The organism is Terrabacter sp. 05T424, assembly GCF_056396225.1.
In genome coordinates this window covers 1,052,125-1,071,481 of the sequence record NZ_JBFTLB010000001.1, presented here as the reverse complement: position 1 = coordinate 1,071,481, position 19,357 = coordinate 1,052,125, and the positions used below count along the sequence as shown (strand labels likewise).

Genomic DNA, 19,357 nt, shown 5'->3' with positions numbered 1-19,357 from the left:
GGATGGACCCACCCACCTCCGCCGTTGCGGATCTCCCACAGGTTGAAGCTGTTCTTCGGCTGGGACGCCAGCGGCGTCTTGCCCGCCGGGTTCTTCAGGCTGGTGGACACCGTGGCCGGCTCGAACGGCTTGCCGTTGATGAGCCACTCCACGTCCGCGCCGGCGCTGCCGCGCTCGACCTCGAAGATGAGCCGGTTGTCCATCATCGACTGCCAGTTGCTCGGTAGCGGCGGCAGTGCCCGCATCAGTCGGTTCGGGGGCGGCATGATGCTGTTGTCGGGCACGGTGTCGCCGATGACGAACTTCAGCACCGGCACCTTGTAGGCCGGGTCCGACCCGAAGCGCGAGGAGTTGGCCCACTTGCGCCCGTCGGGCATCTTCATGACGTCCGTGAGGTAGATGACGTCGCCCTTGGTCGTCGGCGTCCCGTCGGCGTACTTCGTGAAGTCGATGATGACCTCGCGGCGCTTGGCCGGCCACAGCTCGAAGGAGCTGCGCGTGATCGGGAACGGCAGCAGGCCGCCGTCGGAGGCGATCTGCACGAACTTCATGCACTCCTGGCCGTCCGGGATGCGGTACTGCCCCTGCAGCTCGTCGCCCGAGTAGCCCAGCGACACAGACGACTTCGGTCCCTTGGTCGAGCTCATCAGCTTGAACTCGTAGATGCGCGAGACCGAGCAGTCCAGGAACCGGAACCGGTACTTGCGCCGCTTGACGTTGAGCACCGGGAAGGCCGTGCCGTTGACGGTGAAGATGTCACCGACGAAGCCGTGCGACGGGAAGTGCTTGAAGAACGTCTTGCCCCACCACTCCGGATGCGTCGCCGGGTTGTGGGCTGCCGGGTACTCGCCGAGCCCGTCGTGCACGTCCTTGTGGGTCGTGACACCGTCGTCCAGGCGCGCGTCGTAGAAGGCCAGCGGGATGTCGTAGTCGACGTCGAACGACCCGTCCGCGTGGTTCCGACGCACCCCGGGCAGCCGCAGGCCGTAGCGCTCGTCGCCCATGTCGAGGTTGTTCTTCGGGTCGTAGATCGGGTAGAGCCCGACCAGGCCCTTGTAGACGTTGGCGCCCGTGTGGTCCATCCGGTGGTCGTGGAACCAGAAGAAGCTCTGCTTCTCACGGTCGTCGTTGCCGGCCGGCCAGTTGAGGTAGAGGTTGTCGCACCACGTCTGCGGCAGGTACCCGTGGGTCTTCGGCCCGTAGTTCATCGAGTAGTGCGGGTTGCCGTCACTCTCCGGCGCGGTGTGCGCGTTGTGCAGGTGGGTCAGGAACGACCAGTCAGGGGCGCCGAAGTCCTGGCGGTCCAGGCCCAGCTCGTTCTCGTCGAGCCGGTTGATGAAGCGCACGAGCGCCGGCTTGCCGTACTCCGCGTTGATCATCGGTCCCGGGAACACCCCGTTGAAGCCGTAGATCGTGCTCGGCGGCAGGTCGCGGATCATTCCGGCGGCGTAGCTCTTGCCGGTGGCGTCGAACGAGACGGTCGGCTTGCCGGCTGCGTTGATGGGCAGCACCTTGGAGGTCGTGAACGAGTGCGGCCGCACCATCAGCTCGATCTTGTAGATGATCGGGTCAGGAGCGTTGATCGTCTTGGACCAGATCTGGTGCTGCTCATTGCTCATCGAGTTCTGTTGTCCCACACCGGGTCCGGGCGGCGATGCCCACGAGGTGAACTCGGACGCGGGCGTCGGCCGCAGTGCCTGCGGCACCGGCAAGTAGTCCTTGAACGGCGACATGATCAGCGGGCTCGTCGGATACGTCTCGACGTAGAAGAGCAGGTCGCTCAGCGCCGTCGACGTGCCGGCGAACGCACCGTCCGCGTTGAGCAGCCCACCCTTTTCAAGCCCTGGAACGGCAAAGACCTTCGTGCCGACAAATGCGGCCGTCAGCCCCCCGGCTGCCCCCAGCCTCAGCAGTGTCCTGCGCCCCAGTCCCCCTGCGTCTGCAGATGTTTGTGTGTCCATGACACAGATCCCCTCTTACCTGGTCGTGCGGTGGAACCTCCCCGCGCACAACGATGACGGCAGGACCTAGGGGTCTTCTGGGGTTCTTGAAAACTGGGGGCCGCGCGCGTCACGAATGTCCTGATGCGTGCCAAATGTCGTCCGAATTGCGTAGTGACACAATGGGGTCCGAGGGGGTACACGACACCCCCGGGGGTGTCGCGCCGACGCGCAGAGGGCTGCGCTCAGGCGTCGGGGCTCGAGGTCGCGTCGCTCGTCGCCCCAGGTTCGGGAGGCATCAGGCCAACCTCAGGTCCGTCGCTGCGGGTCGAGGCGTCGGCGATCAGCTCCTCGGGGCGCGGTGGCACCGTCTGGTCGTCTTCCAGGACCTCGAACTCGTGGTCGTGTGCCGCTGTATCGGACATCTGGGCCTCCTCGACCCGAGTCTAGGACGGAACGCCACCGCGGGCGCGGGCGAGGGCAACAGCGCACCGGCGCACACGACCACGTCGGCTCACGTGGTTTCGGGGCCCGACGATGTGGGGCTCAGAACCCCAGCCGCTGGAGCTGCTTGGGATCGCGCTGCCAGTCCTTGGCGACCTTGACGTGGAGGTCGAGGAAAACCTTCTGGCCCAGCAGCGCCTCGATGCCCTTGCGCGCGTTGGTGCCGACCTCGCGCAGGCGCGAGCCGCCACGACCGATGACGATGGCCTTCTGGCTGGAGCGCTCCACGAAGACGTTCACTCGCACGTCGAGCAGGGGCCGGTCGTCGGGACGGCCCTCGCGGGGCACCATCTCCTCGACGACGACCGCGAGCGAGTGGGGCAGCTCGTCGCGCACTCCCTCGAGCGCGGCCTCACGCACGAGCTCGGCGATCATGACCATCTCGGGCTCGTCGGTGAGCACGCCGTCGGGGTAGAGCTGCGGCGATCGCGGCAGGAACGACGCGAGCAGGTCGCGCACCTGCTCGACCTGCTCGCCAGACACGGCTGAGCACGGGATGATGGCGTCCCACGAGCCGAGCTGGTCGATCGCGATGAGGTGCTCGGCGAGACGCTCACGGTCGACGGCATCGGCCTTGGTGGCGATGGCCACGACGGGCCGGCGGCGCACCGTCCGCAGCTCGGTGAGCTCGTTGGCGATGAAGGCGTCACCGGGACCGATGCGCTGGTCGGACGGCAGGCAGAAGCCGATGACGTCGACCTCGAGCAGGGTCGCGCGCACCAGGTCGTTGAGCCGCTCGCCGAGCAGGGTGCGCGGCTTGTGCAGGCCGGGGGTGTCGACGAGGATCACCTGTGCCGTGGGCGTCGTCGCCACGCCACGGATCGTGTGCCGCGTGGTCTGCGGCTTCGAGCTCGTGATCGCGACCTTCTGGCCCACGAGGGCGTTCGTGAGGGTGGACTTGCCGGCGTTGGGCCGGCCCACGAGACAGGCGAACCCGGCGCGGTAGTCAGCACCGCCGGCGTCGATTTCGGCGGACCGCCCCGGGTCAGCGTCCTTGGTGCCCATGGGCGTCCTCCGTCTGGTGGTGTTCGGGTGCGGGTTCCGGTTCGGCGGCGCGGTGCACGATGACGGACGCGACGCGGTGCCGGCGTCCGGCCATGCGCTCGGCCGTCAGCTCCAGGCCAGCGACGGTACCGGAGGACCCGACGATGGGCACGCGGCCGATGACCTTCGTCAGCAGGCCGCCCACCGTGTCGACGTCCTCCTCGTCGATGGTCACGTCGAACAGCTCGGCCAGGTCGTCGATGTCCATGGTGGCCGGCACGCGCAGCGTGCCGTCCTCGAGCCTCTCGATGCCCGGCCCCTCACGGTCGTGCTCGTCGGCGATCTCGCCGACGATCTCCTCGATGATGTCCTCGATGGTGATGAGCCCGGCGGTGCCGCCGTACTCGTCGACGACGATGGCGAAGTGGGTCTGGTCGCGTTGCATCTCGCGCAGGAGGTCGTCGACCGGCTTGCTCTCGGGCACGAAGTGCATCGGCCGCATCACCTCGGTGGCCGGGTGGCGTCCGTCCTCGGGCGCCGCGTTGAGCCGGCGGGCGACGTCCTTGAAGTAGAGCAGTCCGCGCACGTCGTCGCTGTCCTCGCCGACGACGGGGATGCGGGAGAAGCCGGAGCGCAGGAAGAGCGACATCGCGCTGCGCAGCGTCTTGTCGGCGTCGAGGACGACCATGTCGGTGCGCGGCACCATGACGCCCCGCGCCAGGGTGTCGCCGAGCTCGAAGACGGAGTGGATCATCTCCCGTTCGTCCGCCTCGATGACCTCGGACTCTCCGGCCATGTCGACGAGGTCGCGCAGCTCGGACTCGGTCTGGAACGGCCCGTCGGTGTAGCCCTTGCCGGGCGTCACGGCGTTGCCGAGCACCACGAGCAGCTTGGCGACCGGCCCGAGCACCCGGCGCAGTCCCACGGCGAACGGGGCGCTCCACAGCGCCACCGTGTCGTAGTTCTGGCGGCCGAGCGTGCGCGGTGACACGCCGACGACGACGAACGAGACGATCGCCATGATCGCGATGCTGATGAGGGCACGGCTCCAGGTCGACTCGACCTGGCCCGCGACCGCGAGAGTCACGAGCACGGCGGCGGTGGCCTCGGCCACGACTCGCAGGAAGGCGATCACCGAGAGGTAGGCCGGCGAGTCGCCGACCACGGTCATCAGCGACTTCGCGCCGGACCGCCCCTCGTCGAAGAGCTCCTGGGCGCGCACCCGGGACATGCGGAAGATGGCGGCCTCGGCGGCCGACAGCAGGAACGCGGCGACGATGCTGACGAGGGCCGGGAGGGCGAACTGCGGGAACATCTCTGTCTCTCGCCCTCGCTCAGGCGCTGGGTCGGTTGCGGGTGGCGAGGAAGGTGAGGAGCAGCTGTCGCTGCAGCTCGAACATCTCTCGCTCCTCGTCGGGCTCGGCGTGGTCGTAGCCGAGCAGGTGCAGGATGCCGTGCGTCGTCAGCAACAGCATCTCCTCGATCGGCGCGTGACCGGCCTCGACGGCCTGCTTCGTCGCGACGGACGGGCAGAGCACGATGTCGCCGAGGGTGCCCTCCTCGGGCTCCTGGCCCTCACGGCCGGGGCGCAGCTCGTCCATCGGGAAGCTCATCACGTCGGTGGGCCCGGGCAGGTCCATCCACTGCACGTGGAGCACCTCCATCGCTGCCTCGTCGACGAGCTTGATGCAGAGGTCAGCCTGCGGGTGCACCCGCATCTGCTCCATGACGTAGCCGGCGCAGGCGAGCAGCTCGAGCTCGTCGACGTCGTGGTCGGTCTCGTTGAGGACGTCGATGCTCATGCCGGGTCCTCCTGTGCGACAGGCGAATCGACGACCGGGGGCGTATGCCGCTGGGCACCGTCGCGCTGGCCGACCGCACCGGTGGGGCTGTCCTTGTGGCGCTTGGCGCGCTTGCTGCCGCGGGCGTCGTCACGCTCGTAGGCGTCGACGATGGCGCTGACGAGGCGGTGCCGGACGACGTCGTGCGAGGTGAGCTCGGCGAAGTGGATGTCGTCGACGTCGCCGAGGATGTCGCGCACGATCTTCAGGCCAGAGCGCGTGCCCCCCGGAAGGTCGACCTGCGTGATGTCGCCGGTGACGACCATCTTGGAGCCGAACCCGAGACGGGTGAGGAACATCTTCATCTGCTCGCTCGAGGTGTTCTGGGCCTCGTCGAGGATGATGAACGCGTCGTTGAGCGACCGGCCACGCATGTACGCGAGCGGCGCGACCTCGATCGTGCCGGCGGCCATGAGCTTCGGGATGGTCTCGGGAGAGACCATGTCGTGCAGCGCGTCGTAGAGCGGGCGCAGGTAGGGGTCGATCTTGTCGTTGAGGGTGCCGGGAAGGAAGCCGAGACGCTCCCCCGCCTCGACGGCCGGACGGGTCAGGATGATGCGGTTGACCTGCTTTGCCTGCAGCGCGGCGACGGCCTTGGCCATGGCGAGGTAGGTCTTGCCGGTGCCGGCGGGACCGATGCCGAAGACGATGGTGTGCTGGTCGATGGCGTCGACGTAGCGCTTCTGGTTGAGCGTCTTCGGGCGGATCGTGCGGCCGCGGTTGCTGACGATGTTCATCGTCAGCACGTCGGCCGGACGCTCGAGGGTCTGGCTGCGCAGCATCGAGATGGAGCGCTCGACGGCATCGCGGTTGAGCGGCTGCCCGGTCTCGACGATGACGAGCAGCTCGTCGAGCAGCGAGTCGATGATCTCGAGCTCGCCCGCCGGGCCCGCGAACGTCATCTCGTTGCCGCGCACGTGGGTGTCGACGAGCGGGAACTGCCGTTCCATGGTGCGCAGCAGCTCGTCACGGGGACCGAGAAGAGTGACCATCTCGATCGGGGGCGGGATCTGCCGGGTCAGGACCGGGGCGTCCGCGCCGGAGCGGGCTCCACGGGAGCGCTCGGGCCGGTCGGTGCCGGCAGTGGTGGCGGTGCCGTCGGATGGTCGAGGTTGCGCGTCATTCATCGTGCTGCCGAGTCTACGTGTCGCCGACGGAGCTCCTCACCACGAATTCTGCGAGGTCCTTGCTCTGCTGCACCCGCGACGGCTCATGGACGTACATCATGTGCCCCGCTTCGTAGTAGGCGTGCTCGATGTTCGCCAGGAGTCCGTCCGGCAGCTGCAGGTGGGCGACGACGTCCTCGGCGGCGAAGTGCGGCGTGGCGCCGTCGTAGTAGCCGTAGGCGATGTGCACCTTGAGGTGCGGGTTCTGCCGCATCGCGCGCTCGAGCTTCGGTGACACGTCGATCGGCCTGCCCTCGAAGTCCTTGAACGACCAGGGGTGCACGAGGCGTGAGATCTGCTCGTAGTGCAGGTCGCTGCCATAGCCGAGCTCGTCGCGCACGTAGTGGTTCCAGGCTGCGGCATACGGACCGGTGATGGCGTCGTGCGACGGGTCGGCGTCCATGTTCTCGGCGAACCCGGTGGCGGCCGGCCCGGTGAACCGGGAGTCGAGGCGGCCCACCGAGAGGCGCTCGTCGCGGAGCAGCTCGGTGAAGTAGCGCCAGTGCTCGATGCGCAGGTCGACCCGGTCGACGTAGTCCTCCGTCAGCCCCGACAGCCTGGCCAGAGTCGCGACCGCCTCGGCGCGTTCGCCGGGACTCAGCCGGCTGCCGCGGGAGAGCACCCACGGGTAGTCGCGGGCGGCATACGCCTCCGCCTCGTCGAGGACGGTCCGCAGGGACTTCCGCCCGTGCTTGCCGTGGTAGTGGGCCACGGCGGCATACGTCGGCAGGTAGAGGGCATGCGCGCGGTCGTTGCGCTGGTTCTCGAAGTCGACCGAGCTGAGGTCGAGGACGCTGCTGATGAGGATGAGCCCGTTGAGGTACATCCCGTAGCGGGACTGGAGGTGCTCGGCGAGCGCCGCGCCGCGCAGCGTGCCGTAGGACTCGCCGGCGACGAGCTTCGGTGACATCCACCGCCCGTGGCGTGAGGTCCAGAGACGGATCAGCTCACCGACGGACTCGATGTCCTTCTGGTAGCCGTGGTACTCCCCCGGCTTGCCGCCTTCGACCGCGCGCGAGTAGCCGGTCGACATGGGGTCGATGAAGACGAGGTCGCTGACGGCGAGCAGGGACTCCGGGTTGTCGACGAGGTCGTACGGCGGCGGTTGGAGCGCGCCGACGTCGCCGCTGACCACACGACGCGGCCCGAGCAGGCCGAGGTGCAGCCAGACGCTCGAGCTGCCGGGGCCGCCGTTGAAGGCGAAGGTGACGGGGCGGGTGCGTGGGTCGGCGCCGTCGAGGACGTAGCTCGTCATGGAGAGCTCGGCGCGTGCCTTGTGTCCGCCGAAGGTGCCGTCCTTGTGCTGCTCTTCACGGAGCACGACGCGGCCGGTGGTCGCGGTGTAGGCGAGCCGGCGGCGCCCGACCTTGAGCACGTGCTGGGTCGTGACGAGGTCGTCGACGGGGTCGGGCTTCTCGTCCTTGCCCGGCGCGGTGGGGGTGGTCGGCTTGGCGTCGGCTGTGGCGGCGTGGCCCTCGTCTGTCTCTACGGCCGAGGCTGCTTCTGGGCTCTGGCTCACACCATCCGCCCCTCGGTGAAGGTGGCCCCCGCGAGCACGTGCACGTGCGCGTGGAAGACCGTCTGGCCCGCTGCGCTGCCGGTGTTGACGATCATCCGGTACGCGTCGGGAACGCCCTCCTGGTCGGCCACCTGGGCGGCGAGTCGGAAGACGTCTGCGAGATCCTCGTCCGAGGCGACGGCAAGCGCCCCGACCGTCGGCTCGTGCCGGCGGGGCACGACGAGCACGTGGACGGGCGCGGCCGGGTTGATGTCGCGGAACGCGATCGACCGGTCGGACTCGGCCACGCGGTCGCCGGGGATCTCGCCCGCGACGATCTTGCAGAAGAGGCAGTCACTGGGGGTCTGCGAGGTCATGTCTGCACCCTAGGCATGTCAACCTCCACGTGCACGTGTGCGTCATTTGTCCGTGAGAACGTTGGGTATGCCGACAGGCGAGGTGAGCGAGCCGAGGTCCGTGCGCGACGGTGGGGGCCCAGCACCCGCAGCGTCGCCGAGGGCGTATGCCGCCGCGGAGCTCCCGACTGACCCCGACGTCGCGATCACCGAGCTCTACCACGCGCACTGGCACCGGCTCGTGCGTCTGGCCTGGCTGCTGCTCCGTGACCAGCTGGCGGCCGAGGACGTCGTGCAGGACGCCTTCGTCGCCACGCACCGCAGCTGGGCGTCCATCCGCGACGGCGGACGCGTGGTCGGCTACCTGCAGACGGCGGTCGTCAACGGCTGCAGGTCGGTGCAGCGGCACAACGTGGTCGTCGACCGGCAGAACGCCCGCGACGCCGCAGCCGCGGACGCACCGGGCCGCGACGCCCTGGGCAGCGCCGAGACGCACGTGCTGCACGGCGCCGACCGCGACACCCTCGTCGACGCCTTGCGCACCCTGCCGACCCGCCAACGCGAGGTCCTCGTCCTGCGCTACTACGGCGGCCTGTCGGAGGCGCAGATCGCCCAGTCGCTCGAGATCTCTCCCGGCGCCGTCAAGACGCACGCCCACCGCGGGCTCACGTCCCTGCGGCACACCATCGACCCCATGGAGCTGTCATGAACACCGACCCGAGGCGCCCGGGTGGCCAGCAGCCCGACGACGAGCCGGTCGTCATCGGCTCTGGCCTGCGACCGGTCGAGGAGCGTCTGCGGCGTGCCCTCGACTCCGAGGCGCGGTCGATCACCCCCGGCGACCGGCTCGGTGCGATCCTCGCCGAGGCGCACAGCTCCGACCTGGGCGGCACGGGCCGGCACCACCGGTGGCTCGTGCCGGCGGTTGCCGCGGCGGCAGCGGTGCTCCTCGCCGGAACGGTCTGGGCGGTCAACCGCCCGACAGGCTCCACGCCGCCTGCCGCGGCGACGTCCAGCACGGCCGGCACCCCGTCGGCGAGCGCCACGAGCGGCACGAGCGGCACGCCCTCCACCGCACCCTCGAGCGTGCCCACCCAGACAGCCACCGGTCCGACCACCCCGGCCACCACCCCACCGACGAGCGCGGTCCCGCCCGTGACGATCCCGACATCGGCGCCCGTCTACTACCTCGGCCCCGTGCGCTCGGGGAGCGACCAGGTGCGGCTCTTCCGCGAGTTCGTCTCGGCTCCGGTCGTCGCGCCCGTCACCCCTGAAGGCAAGGCCCTCGCCGCCCTGCGGCTCGCGATGGGGTCGACGCCGAAGGGCTCGCAGTACGTCTCGGCCTGGACGGGTGTGACCCCGCAGTCCGTGACGGTCGCCGCCGACTCCATCCGAGTGCGTCTCTCATCGGGCAGCAGCGACAGCGCCACTCTCGCGACCGAGCAGCTGGTCTGGACGGTGCAGGCCGCGCTCGGCAGGTCGCTGCCGGTGCGCTTCGAGCTCGCCGACGGAGGTCAGGAGGTGTCGCCAGGACACCCTGCGTCGTCGACCTTCAACCGACCTACTGACCAGCTCGCCGTGCTCGAGCAGGTCGCCCCGATCTGGGTCGACGCCCCCGGCCGCGACGCGGTCGTCAAGGCCGGCTCGACGGTGACGGCCAAGGGTGTGGCCAGCACGTTCGAGGCCAACCTCGAGTGGGAGCTGCTCCGCGACGGCGTCTGGTTCGAGAAGGGTTTCACGACTGCGTCCGCAGGCGCCCCGGCCCGTGGCAACTACACCTTCTCGACGAAGAAGGCCCTGACGGCGGGCTCGTACGTGCTCCGGGTCTTCGAGAGCAGCGCCAAGGACGGATCGGTCGCGGCGGAGCAGCGCGTCCCCTTCACCGCCCGCTGAGAACCCTCGAGAAAGCAATCCGCCCGCCCAAACACCATCGAGAAAGCGATCCGTCCGCGCGCAAACACCATCGAGAAAGCGATCCGTCCGGCCGGATTGCTTTCTCGATCGGAGCGCGTGACGGAGCGTTCTTTCGATCGGGTTCTTCGAATGGGCTCTTCAATCGAGAGAACAGTCCGTCAGCCGCCCCGAGACACCGAGCGCGTGACGGAGTGTTCTCTCGATTGGTCGGGGAGGGTCAGAGCCAGCGGGTGCGGGCGCTGAGCACGGCGAGGGCTGCGGGACCGGCCGAGGACGCACGGAGGATCGTCGAGCCGAGCCGAACGGGCCGGGCACCTGCGGCGCGCAGGGCCTCGACCTCACGCTCGGTGATGCCGCCCTCCGGGCCGACGACGAGGAGCACGTCGCCCTCCGCCGGCAGCTCGACGGCCGCGAGCGCGTCGGTGGCGTCCTCGTGGAGCACGAGCGCGAGGGCCGACCGGCCCACCCGCTCGACGAGCGGCGCGAGCCCGACAGCKGGCGACGTCACCGGCATACGCGACCGGCGGGACTGCTTGGTCGCCCGAGCCACCACGGCCGCCCACTTGGCGAGGGACTTCGCGGCACGTTCGCCGCGCCAGACGACCACGGAGCGCTCGGCCTGCCAGGGGACGACCTCGTCGACCCCGAGCTCGGTCGCGGCCTCGATGGCCTGCTCGTCGCGGTCACCCTTGGCCAGGGCCTGCACGAGGACGAACCGCGTAGGTGGCGCCGGTTCGTCGGTGACCGACAGCACGGTGCCCCGCACCGACGACCGGTCGACCTCGGTGGCCTCGAGCAGCACGCGCCGCCCCGTGCCGTCGGCGACGAAGTAGCGCTCTCCCACGCGCAGGCGCACGACGGCGCCGGCGTGGCGGCCCTCGTCGCCGTCGAGCAGCAGCGACGCACCCTCGGTCGCCTCGGCGACAGCGGACGGCTCGCCGAGGAAGAGCTGGTGCGTCACCGGGCGCTCACGTGCGGGTCACTTCTCCTTGAAGGCGTCGCGCAGCTTGCCGAAGAGCCCTTTGTTCGCCGGGGCCAGGCGGCCCTCGGGCCGCTCCTCGCCACGCAGCGCCGCGAACTGGCGGAGCAGCTCCTGCTGCTCGTCGGTGAGACGCGTCGGCGTCATGACCGTGGCGTGGATGAGCAGGTCACCGCGCCCACCGTGGCGCAGGTGCGTCACCCCGAGCCCCCGCAGTGTCAGCACGTCGCCGCTCTGGGTGCCGGGCTTGATCTCGAGGTCCTGCATGCCGTCGAACGTCGAGAGCTTGAAGCTCGTGCCGAGCGCGGCGGCGGCCATCGGCAGCTCGACGCTGCAGTGCAGGTCGTCGCCTCGGCGGGTGTAGGTCTCGTGGTTGACGACGCGGATCTCGACGTAGAGGTCGGCAGCGGGACCGTTGCCGGGGCCGACCTCACCCTCGCCGGTGAGCTGGATGCGGGTGCCGGTGTCGACGCCGGCCGGCACCTTGAGCTTGAGCGAGCGCCGGGTGCGCACGCGGCCGTCGCCGGAGCAGTCGTGGCAGGGGTCGGTGAGGGTCGAGCCGAAGCCCTGGCAGTTGACGCAAGGGCGGGAGGTCATGACCTGGCCGAGGAAGCTGCGCTGGACCTGCTGCACCTCACCGGCGCCCTTGCAGATCGGGCAGGTCTGGCGGCCGGTGCCGGGCTCGGCGCCGTCGCCGTCGCAGCGGGTGCAGCCCACGGCGGTGTCGAGGGTCAGCTCCTCCTCGGAGCCGAAGACGGCCTTGGCCAGGTCGAGGTCGAGGCGCACGAGGGCGTCCTGCCCGCGCTGCATGCGCGGACGGGGGCCGCGCGTGCCGGCCGTCGCCCCTGCCCCGAAGAAGGCGTCCATGACGTCGCTGAACGAGAAGCCTTGTCCGGCACCGAAGCCGGCACCGCCACCGCTGGCGAACGGGTCGGCGCCCATGTCGAAGGACTGGCGCTTCTGCGGGTCGGACAGCACGTCGTAGGCCTGCGACACCCGCTTGAACTCCTCCTCCGCCTCGGCGCCGGGGTTCACGTCTGGGTGCAGCTTGCGGGCGAGTCGACGGTAGGCCTTCTTGATCTCCTCCTGGCTCGCGTCGCGCGAGACACCGAGGACGGCGTAGTAGTCGTTCAAGCTGGGATTCCTTCGGTACGTGGTGATTTGGGTTCGGCGCAGCGGTGCACCGGCAGCTGGTCGCGGGATCTGCAGGCCGGAACGGTCAGGTGGCCTTGTTGTCGTCGAGGATCTCGGAGACGTAGCGGGCGACCGCACGCACCGACGCCATCGTCGTGGGGTAGTCCATGCGGGTGGGGCCGAGCACCCCGAGGCTGGCCACGCGCTCGGAGCCGGACCCGTAGCCGACGGACACGAGTGACGTGCTCTGCAGGCCCGTCACGGGGTTCTCGGAGCCGATGCGCACCGAGACGAGGTCGGGGTCGTCGCCCAGCTGGCCGAGCAGGCGCAGCAGGGTCACGTGCTCCTCGAGTGCCTCGAGGATGGGCCCGATGGTGCGGGGGAAGTCGGCGCCGGCCCGGGCGAGGTTGGCCTGGCCGGCCAGCACGACGCGCTCCTCGCGCTCCTCGACGAGCGCGTCGCCGAGGGCAGAGACCACGGCTCGCATCGCGGCGCGGTCGGCCTCGTCGGTGTCGTCGACGAGGCGCCGCAGCTGCGCCGCGGCGACCGTGAACGGAACTCCGGCGGCGACGTCGTTGATGCGGGTGCGGATCGAGGACACGAGCGCCTCACCGTCGGGGTCCGACAGCACCCGGCCCGTGTCGACGACGCGCTGCTCGACGCGGCCGGTGTTGACGATGAGGACGATCATGAGGTGCGACGAGCCCAGCGGGACGAGCTCGATGTGGCGCACGGTCGACCGGGTCAGCGACGGGTACTGCACGACGGCGACCTGCCGCGTCAGGCTCGCGAGGAGGCGCACGGTGCGGTCGACCACGTCGTCGAGGTCGACGGCGCCCTCGAGGAACTGGCTGATCGCGCGCCGCTCGCCCGAGCTCAGCGGCTTGACCGCGCTGAGCCGGTCGACGAAGACGCGGTAGCCGGCGTCGGTGGGCACCCGGCCGGCCGAGGTGTGCGGCGCGTGGATGAGGCCCTCCTCCTCGAGCAGGGCCATGTCGTTGCGGACCGTCGCCGCGCTCACCCCGAGGTGGTGCCTCTCGACGAGCGCTTTGCTACCGACCGGCTCGGAGGTGTGCACGTAGTCCTGCACGATGGCGCGGAGCACCATCAGCCTGCGGTCCTCGCTCATCACGTACCTCCTTCACGGTTTCGGCCACCCGCGCGGCCCGGTGGGCCGGTGGTGGGCCACGGGCCTGCCACGGGTCTCTGCACCGGCGCCTCGTCTGGCACTCTCGCGCAGCGAGTGCCAAGTCTACGACGTGGCGCGCGGATCTCCGATTTCATCCAACCGCATGCCGCCCTGCCACCGTCTCGCCGCCCTCCGCGTGGCGCACGCGCCGCGGCCCACCCGGCGGCATACGCTCGCTTGTCGTGTCCCCCAACAACCGTTACGGATCCGACGTGCTGAGCGGCGACTGGCGCGCCCCGAAGCGTGGTCGGTCGACACCGACCCCCGCCGAGCCCGACCTTGTCGTCGAGGACGTCGAGACAGGCTGGGTGGGCGCTGTCGTGCGGGTCGAGAAGGCCGGCGGCATGCACGTCGTGCACCTCGAGGACCGGCGGGGCCGCACCAAGGCCTTCCCCCTCGGCCCCGGCTTCCTCGTCGACGGCTCCCCCGTCACCCTGACGCCACCGGTGGCCGCCTCGGGAGCAGCCCTGGCCGAGGCGCGCCGGGCTGCGTCGCGCACGGCGAGCGGCTCGGTGGCCGTGGCCGGCGCTCGAGCGAAGGTCGCCAGCGGCTCGCGCATCTACGTCGAGGGGCGCCACGACGCCGAGCTGGTCGAGAAGGTGTGGGGCGACGACCTGCGCGTCGAGGGCGTCGTCGTCGAGCTCATGGACGGCGTCGACGACCTGGCCGGCATCATCGCGGAGTTCCGGCCCGGCCCCGGGCACCGCCTCGGGGTGCTCGTCGACCACCTCGTGCCGGGCACCAAGGAGGCCCGCATCGTCGAGCAGGCCCGAGCCCTTCCGGGCCTCGCCCAGCACGTGAAGATCCTTGGCCACCCCTACGTCGACGTGTGGCAGTCGGTGCGTCCCGAACGGCTGGGCTGGCAGCGGTGGCCGGTCATCCCGCGCGGCACGTCGTGGAAGCACGGCATCTGCGCCGAGCTGGGCTGGGCACACGCGAGCCAGGCCGACATCGCGAACGCGTGGAAGCGGATCCTCGGCACCGTGCGCACGTACGCCGACCTCGAGCCCACCCTGCTCGCGAGCGTCGAGGAGCTCATCGACTTCGTGACGGAACCCGGCGCCTGACACCGGGTGCCCAGCCGCCGTTCACCAGCGCACGTACCCCTGGACGTCGACCTTCACGTATGCGGCCGCTGACGTCTTGACCCGGACGGCACCGTCGAGCCCCACGGGCACGACGACGGTGTTGGTGGCGGTACGGCCCGAGCCGTACTTGACCGTTGCGTAGGGCGTCTCGGCCGACCCGCTCGGGTAGGCAGTGAGATATCCGGCGGCCGTCGGTGAGACGACAGTGAGGGTGAGGACGGCCGCACGGACGCCCGTCGTCGGCACACCGCCCTTCCCGACGACGGTGACGACGGGGGCACTGCCGGCCGCGACGCGTCCGGCGACCGACCCGGCGGCGAGGCTGAGCCCGGTCTCGGTGTCGAGGACGCGCGTCGGACCCAGAGCGACCTGGTCCGCGCTCGTCGGCAGCCAGCCGAGGACGTCCACGAGCACGTCGGTCTGCGCCGTCGAGTGCAGCGTCACGGCTCCGTTCGCGCCGACCCGCGCCTCCACGAGGCCCGTGGCAGCGCCTGCCGCCTCGTAGTGCACCTGGGGTGCGGCCGGACGCGACGCGCCGCTCGGCCACGCGGTGAGCCAACCCGCCGCCGAGGGGGTCGTGGCACTGACGTCGAGCAGGACTGCGCCGACGCCGGTGGCGGGGATCCCGGCCCTGCCGGCGAGCGGCACGGTCAGCGCGCCCCCCGCTGGCACCCGCGCCCTGGGGGCGCCGACGCCCGACCGGGTGTCGACGACCCGCACGGGCGCGCCCCCTGACACGTAGCCCCCGGTCGGTGACCAGCCGACGATGTCTGCCGACAGGTCTGTCGTGGCCGAGGAGTAGAGCCGCACCTTGCCGTTCGAGCCGAGGCGGGCGAGCACGAGCGTCGTCGTGACGCCGCCCGCGGCGTACGAGAGGGCCCGCGAGGAGGGCTGGGTCGTGAGGTCGGCGTGGGCGGTGACGTAGCCGGCCGCGGCAGGGGCGGTCGCGTTGACGTTGAGCAGCACGGCGTCGACCCCGGAGGAGGGCACGCCGCCGCGACCGGCCACCTGCACCGTGACGGCCGTCCCCGCCTGGACCTTCGCGACGGGCGCACCCACGCCGGCCTTCGTGTCGAGGAGCCGCGCCGGGGCGGTGACCTGCCAGGCACGGGTGTCGCTGGCGACGGTCGGGCCATGGTCCTTGAGGTGGATGAACCCCTTGGGCCACCGGCCGCCGGTGAGCGTCACACGGCGCCAACGGAACTCGCCGCCCCAGTTGTCCTCGGAGATGATGATGTCGGATGCCGAGAGCACCTGCTCGACGTATGCGACGTGCCCAGTCGCCGAGAACGACGTGTCCCACCATGCGATGGACCCGACGGCCGGACTCGTGTTGGTCTGGGCCGGGAACGACGGCCCCCAGTTGGATGCGTTGCCGCTCAGGCTCGTCGGCTTGGTGTTGGGCAGTCCGTCCTGCACGAGCCGGTAGGCGACGTAGTTGGTGCAGTTGTGCCCGGTGGACTGGCGCCACCAGCTGGCCGTGGCGTTCGTCTTGTAGCCGGAGTTCGAGTGGCCGGCCGCCTGGCACGGGTCGTAGCCGGTGCACAGCACGATCCACTCGGCGGAGCGGGCCGGGCCGGCGAGCCCCACCGTCGCGATGACCAGCGAGACGACCGCGACGATCAGCGCCGCCGCCCTGGTCCGGGCGCTGCTCCGCGGCGTCGACGGGCGGCCGCCCTGGTCATGGAGGTGGCGCGCCAGTCGCATGTGGTCTCCCGTGATCGCCGTGGGTGCTCACGGAAATCTAGGACATTCGGGCTACACGATCACTGGTTTCCCAGAAATCCCTCGCGACACGCGGGGCGCGTTCCGCCACACGTCGAGATCGCTGTGCTAACGACACCGCTGTGATTCAGGGCCGACGGCTCGGTCAACGACGCCGACGACCCGGGGACACGACCCGGTCGATGACCTGCTCCTTGAACCGGGTGAACGGCGGCCGGATCCAGGTCGTCGTGTCGGGGCGCGTCGGCATCGTCAGCACGGCCTTGGCGTGGGAGAAGACCTCGACGGACCGCTCCCCGTGGTAGGCACCCATGCCGCTGGCGCCCACACCGCCGAAGGGCAGCTCGGGCACGGCCAGGTGCGCCAGGGGGATGTTGAAGCCGATCGCCCCCGAGGAGGTCTCGCGCACGAACCGCTCGCGCACCGTCGTGGAGGGGGTGAAGACGTAGAGCGCGAGCGGCTTGTCGCGCCGGTTCACCAAGGCGATCGCGGCGTCGAGGTCGGCCACCGTGACCAGCGGCAGGACCGGCCCGAAGACCTCGTCGCGCATGACGGCCTCGTCGGGGTCGTCCGGGTCGGCGACGTCGACGAGAGTGGGCTCCAGGTAGCGCGTGGCCGCGTCGGACCGACCGCCGGACACGATGCGGCCGTCATCGAGGAGGCCGGTGAGCCGCTCGAAGTGCCGCGAGTCGACGATGCGGCCGTAGTCGGGCGAGGTTGCCGGGTCGTCACCGAACGTCTCGCGAATCGCCTCCACGAGAAGGGGTTTCAGCTTCTCGTGGGTCTCTGCGCTCGCGATGACGTAGTCGGGGGCGACACAGGTCTGCCCGGCGTTGGTGAACTTGCCCCAGACCAGGCGCCGCGCCGTGACCGCCAGATCGGCGTCGTCGGCGACGTATGCCGGCGACTTGCCCCCGAGCTCGAGCGTGACGGGGGTGAGGTGCGCCGCGGCCGCCTCCAGGACGATGCGACCGACGGTGCCGTTGCCGGTGTAGAAGATGTGGTCGAACCGCTCGGCGAGCAGCGCGGTCGTCTCGGGCACCGCGCCCTCGACGACGTGCACCGCCTCCGGGTCGAGGTGCTGGGGCACGAGCCGCGCGAGCAGGGCGGACGTCGCCGGCGCGAGCTCGCTCGGCTTGAGCACCACGGCGTTGCCCGCGGCGAGGGCTCCGACGAGCGGCGCGAGGGACAGCTGCAGGGGATAGTTCCACGGGGCGATGACGAGCACCACGCCGAGCGGCTCACGCACCACCCCGGCCCGCCCCGGGGCGAGGGACAGCGGCACCGGGACGCGCCGGGGCGCGGTCCACGCCCTCAGGTGGCGCAGCGTGTGGTCGATCTCGCGGACGAGGAACCCGGTCTCGGTCACCCAGGCCTCGGTGGCGCTCTTGCCGAGGTCGGCGTGCAGGGCGCCCGCGATCTCGGCCTCGTGGTCGACGAGGAGCACGCGCAGGGCCTTGAGCTGGGCGGCTCGCCAGACCCGCGCCTTGGTGCGCCCGGTGTCGAACGCCCGGCGGGCGGTCGCCACCACCTCGTGCGGGGCGACCGGCTGTGCCTGGGACGGCGGGGTGACGTCTCGCTCGGTGGCAGAGGTCGCCACCGTCGCCTGCCCCGCCGCGGACGTTCCGGTGCTCTCGGTGGTGTCGCTGCTCGAGATGCTTCCGGCGCCGGCGGTGCCGCTCGTCGTCGTCGACATGGTCTCGCTCATCGTGCCCTTCCGGTCGGTGCTCCTGAGGACGCGAGGAGCCGGTGCACCACCGTGTCGGCGAGCAGGCGTCCCCGCAGGGTGAGGACGAGCCGAGAGTCCCGCAGGGCGGCCGGGCCGTCGAGCAGGCCGTCGGCGATCAGACCGGCCACGGCGGTGCGCCCTGATCCTTGCAGATCCGCGAGCGGAAGGCCGTCGACGAGGCGTGTGCCGAGCAGCACACGCTCGTCGTAGCGCTGCTCGTCGGTGAGCTCCTCCCGCGCGTGGGCCGGCGACTGCCCCGCACCCAGCCGGGCGGCATACGCGCTCGGGTGCTTGACGTTCCACCAGCGCACCCCGCCCACGTGGCTGTGCGCCCCCGGGCCGACGCCCCACCAGTTCGTCCCCGACCAGTAGGCGACGTTGTGCCGGCACCGCGCCTGCTCGGACCGCGCCCAGTTGCTCACCTCGTACCACCCGAAGCCAGCGGCCGACAGCAGCTCGTCGGCGAGCTCGTACTTGTCGGCCTCGTCGTCGTCCTCCGGCGCCGGCACGACACCGCGCCGCACCTGCGCGGCCAGCTTCGTGCCCTCCTCGACGACGAGGGCGTAGGCGGAGACGTGGTCGGGCTCGAGGGCGACGGCGGCCTCGAGGCTGCGCCGCCAGTCGGCCAGCGTCTCGCCCGGCGTGCCGTAGATGAGGTCGACGCTCACCTGCATGCCGGCGTCCCGCGTGGCCCTCACCGCTCGCGCCACGTTCTCGGGGTCGTGCGTGCGCTCGAGGGTGTGCAGCACGTGGGGCACCGCCGACTGCATGCCGACCGACACGCGCGTGAAGCCCCCGTCGGCGAGCTCGCGCAGCGACTCGGGCGTCACCGAGTCGGGGTTGGCCTCGGTCGTGGCCTCCGCATCAGGCGCCAGGCCGAACCGATCACGTATGCCGTCGAGCATCGCCACGAGGTCACGCGACCTCAGCATCGTCGGGGTTCCGCCACCGACGAAGACGGTCGAGACGGCAGGCGCCTCGGCACCGAGGACGGCGCGCGCCAGGTCGAGCTCGCGCAGGGCGGCGTCGGCGTAGGACTCGACGCCGATGCTCGCGCCCGGCCCTCCGAGCTCGGTCAGCGTGTAGGTGTTGAAGTCGCAGTAGCCGCAGCGGACCGTGCAGAAGGGCACGTGCACGTAGACGCCGAGGTCGGTCGTCGCCAGGTCGGAGAGCGCCGAAGCCGGCAGCTCTCCCGTGCTGGGAGCGGGGTCGCCGTCGGGAAGGGCGGAGGGCGGCATACGCCCATTGTCCCAGCCCGAAAGGGATGGCCGGTCCACGCCGGTGGGTGGGTGCAACGGGACGCCGGGCAG

General features: G+C 70.9%; 17 protein-coding genes. 3 read left to right on the top strand and 14 right to left on the bottom strand.

Going from position 1 to position 19,357, the window contains the following annotated elements; all coding sequences use genetic code 11:
• The 8 genes from AC1DE0_RS05005 to AC1DE0_RS04970 form a co-directional block, all read right to left on the bottom strand.
• The coding region (locus tag AC1DE0_RS05005) for a multicopper oxidase family protein (RefSeq protein WP_478097714.1) at positions 1-1,961 on the bottom strand (1,961 nt) is incomplete at its 3' end.
• Between the two features lie 224 nt (positions 1,962-2,185).
• A complete protein-coding gene (locus AC1DE0_RS05000; protein WP_478097712.1) occupies positions 2,186-2,365 on the bottom strand; it encodes a hypothetical protein in 180 nt (59 codons plus the stop codon).
• A gap of 121 nt (positions 2,366-2,486) precedes the next feature.
• Positions 2,487-3,449 carry a GTPase Era gene (gene era, locus AC1DE0_RS04995; RefSeq protein WP_478097710.1) on the bottom strand — a complete coding sequence of 321 codons (963 nt, stop codon included), beginning with the start codon at positions 3,447-3,449 and terminating at the stop codon, positions 2,487-2,489.
• Complete coding sequence (locus AC1DE0_RS04990; protein WP_478097708.1) at positions 3,430-4,743, bottom strand: hemolysin family protein; 1,314 nt, start codon at positions 4,741-4,743, stop codon at positions 3,430-3,432. Before AC1DE0_RS04990 ends, era begins: the two co-directional genes overlap by 20 nt.
• Before the next feature lie 19 nt (positions 4,744-4,762).
• The gene (gene ybeY, locus AC1DE0_RS04985) at positions 4,763-5,230 is read right to left on the bottom strand and encodes an rRNA maturation RNase YbeY (protein WP_442291473.1); all 468 of its coding nucleotides are present in this window, start codon (positions 5,228-5,230) and stop codon (positions 4,763-4,765) included.
• The gene (locus AC1DE0_RS04980; RefSeq protein ID WP_478097705.1) at positions 5,227-6,396 is read right to left on the bottom strand and encodes a PhoH family protein; all 1,170 of its coding nucleotides are present in this window, start codon (positions 6,394-6,396) and stop codon (positions 5,227-5,229) included. The genes ybeY and AC1DE0_RS04980 overlap by 4 nt, the downstream gene beginning before the upstream one ends.
• Positions 6,397-6,409: 13 nt before the next feature.
• Entirely contained in the window at positions 6,410-7,954 is a 1,545-nt protein-coding gene (locus AC1DE0_RS04975; protein ID WP_478097703.1) for a S10 family peptidase, read from the bottom strand.
• The gene (locus AC1DE0_RS04970; protein ID WP_478097701.1) at positions 7,951-8,310 is read right to left on the bottom strand and encodes a histidine triad nucleotide-binding protein; all 360 of its coding nucleotides are present in this window, start codon (positions 8,308-8,310) and stop codon (positions 7,951-7,953) included. Before AC1DE0_RS04970 ends, AC1DE0_RS04975 begins: the two co-directional genes overlap by 4 nt.
• A gap of 67 nt (positions 8,311-8,377) precedes the next feature.
• Here AC1DE0_RS04970 and AC1DE0_RS04965 point away from each other — a divergent pair, with 67 nt between their 5' ends.
• Both AC1DE0_RS04965 and AC1DE0_RS04960 read left to right on the top strand, forming a co-directional pair.
• Positions 8,378-8,998, top strand: coding sequence for a SigE family RNA polymerase sigma factor (locus AC1DE0_RS04965; protein WP_478097699.1), 621 nt, complete (start codon positions 8,378-8,380; stop codon positions 8,996-8,998).
• Positions 8,995-10,182, top strand: a complete 1,188-nt coding sequence (locus AC1DE0_RS04960; protein WP_478097697.1) for a Gmad2 immunoglobulin-like domain-containing protein — start codon at positions 8,995-8,997, stop codon at positions 10,180-10,182. The genes AC1DE0_RS04965 and AC1DE0_RS04960 overlap by 4 nt, the downstream gene beginning before the upstream one ends.
• Positions 10,183-10,420: 238 nt before the next feature.
• Here AC1DE0_RS04960 and AC1DE0_RS04955 read toward each other — a convergent pair whose 3' ends face one another.
• From AC1DE0_RS04955 to hrcA, 3 genes are all read right to left on the bottom strand, one after another.
• Positions 10,421-11,164 (bottom strand): 16S rRNA (uracil(1498)-N(3))-methyltransferase, encoded by a 744-nt coding sequence (locus tag AC1DE0_RS04955; RefSeq protein WP_478097695.1) that lies wholly within the window; start codon positions 11,162-11,164, stop codon positions 10,421-10,423.
• 18 nt (positions 11,165-11,182) lie between these two features.
• On the bottom strand, positions 11,183-12,316 hold the full coding sequence (gene dnaJ / locus AC1DE0_RS04950) for a molecular chaperone DnaJ (RefSeq protein ID WP_478097693.1): 1,134 nt from the start codon (positions 12,314-12,316) through the stop codon (positions 11,183-11,185).
• A gap of 85 nt (positions 12,317-12,401) precedes the next feature.
• Positions 12,402-13,445, bottom strand: coding sequence for a heat-inducible transcriptional repressor HrcA (gene hrcA, locus AC1DE0_RS04945; RefSeq protein ID WP_478097691.1), 1,044 nt, complete (start codon positions 13,443-13,445; stop codon positions 12,402-12,404).
• Between the two features lie 242 nt (positions 13,446-13,687).
• Between hrcA and AC1DE0_RS04940 the strand changes: the two genes are divergently transcribed.
• The gene (locus AC1DE0_RS04940) at positions 13,688-14,572 is read left to right on the top strand and encodes a DUF3097 domain-containing protein (protein WP_478097689.1); all 885 of its coding nucleotides are present in this window, start codon (positions 13,688-13,690) and stop codon (positions 14,570-14,572) included.
• Between the two features lie 21 nt (positions 14,573-14,593).
• On the opposite strand, the gene AC1DE0_RS04935 is transcribed toward AC1DE0_RS04940, so the two are convergent.
• The 3 genes from AC1DE0_RS04935 to hemW form a co-directional block, all read right to left on the bottom strand.
• A complete protein-coding gene (locus tag AC1DE0_RS04935) occupies positions 14,594-16,300 on the bottom strand; it encodes a CHAP domain-containing protein (RefSeq protein WP_478097687.1) in 1,707 nt (568 codons plus the stop codon).
• 163 nt (positions 16,301-16,463) lie between these two features.
• Complete coding sequence (locus tag AC1DE0_RS04930; protein WP_478097685.1) at positions 16,464-18,026, bottom strand: aldehyde dehydrogenase family protein; 1,563 nt, start codon at positions 18,024-18,026, stop codon at positions 16,464-16,466.
• A complete protein-coding gene (gene hemW / locus AC1DE0_RS04925) occupies positions 18,023-19,285 on the bottom strand; it encodes a radical SAM family heme chaperone HemW (protein ID WP_478097683.1) in 1,263 nt (420 codons plus the stop codon). The genes AC1DE0_RS04930 and hemW overlap by 4 nt, the downstream gene beginning before the upstream one ends.
• Positions 19,286-19,357: the final 72 nt, after the last annotated feature.

What these genes read in the sequence shown, in the direction of transcription:
- AC1DE0_RS04960 (WP_478097697.1), top strand. Translation starts at nt 8,995, where the DNA reads ATGAACACCGACCCGAGGCGCCCGGGTGGCCAGCAGCCCGACGACGAG.
- AC1DE0_RS04980 (WP_478097705.1), bottom strand. Translation starts at nt 6,396, where the DNA reads ATGAATGACGCGCAACCTCGACCATCCGACGGCACCGCCACCACTGCC.
- hrcA (WP_478097691.1), bottom strand. Translation starts at nt 13,445, where the DNA reads ATGAGCGAGGACCGCAGGCTGATGGTGCTCCGCGCCATCGTGCAGGAC.
- AC1DE0_RS04965 (WP_478097699.1), top strand. Translation starts at nt 8,378, where the DNA reads ATGCCGACAGGCGAGGTGAGCGAGCCGAGGTCCGTGCGCGACGGTGGG.
- hemW (WP_478097683.1), bottom strand. Translation starts at nt 19,285, where the DNA reads ATGCCGCCCTCCGCCCTTCCCGACGGCGACCCCGCTCCCAGCACGGGA.
- AC1DE0_RS04970 (WP_478097701.1), bottom strand. Translation starts at nt 8,310, where the DNA reads ATGACCTCGCAGACCCCCAGTGACTGCCTCTTCTGCAAGATCGTCGCG.
- era (WP_478097710.1), bottom strand. Translation starts at nt 3,449, where the DNA reads ATGGGCACCAAGGACGCTGACCCGGGGCGGTCCGCCGAAATCGACGCC.
- AC1DE0_RS04935 (WP_478097687.1), bottom strand. Translation starts at nt 16,300, where the DNA reads ATGCGACTGGCGCGCCACCTCCATGACCAGGGCGGCCGCCCGTCGACG.
- AC1DE0_RS04990 (WP_478097708.1), bottom strand. Translation starts at nt 4,743, where the DNA reads ATGTTCCCGCAGTTCGCCCTCCCGGCCCTCGTCAGCATCGTCGCCGCG.
- ybeY (WP_442291473.1), bottom strand. Translation starts at nt 5,230, where the DNA reads ATGAGCATCGACGTCCTCAACGAGACCGACCACGACGTCGACGAGCTC.
- AC1DE0_RS04930 (WP_478097685.1), bottom strand. Translation starts at nt 18,026, where the DNA reads ATGAGCGAGACCATGTCGACGACGACGAGCGGCACCGCCGGCGCCGGA.
- AC1DE0_RS05000 (WP_478097712.1), bottom strand. Translation starts at nt 2,365, where the DNA reads ATGTCCGATACAGCGGCACACGACCACGAGTTCGAGGTCCTGGAAGAC.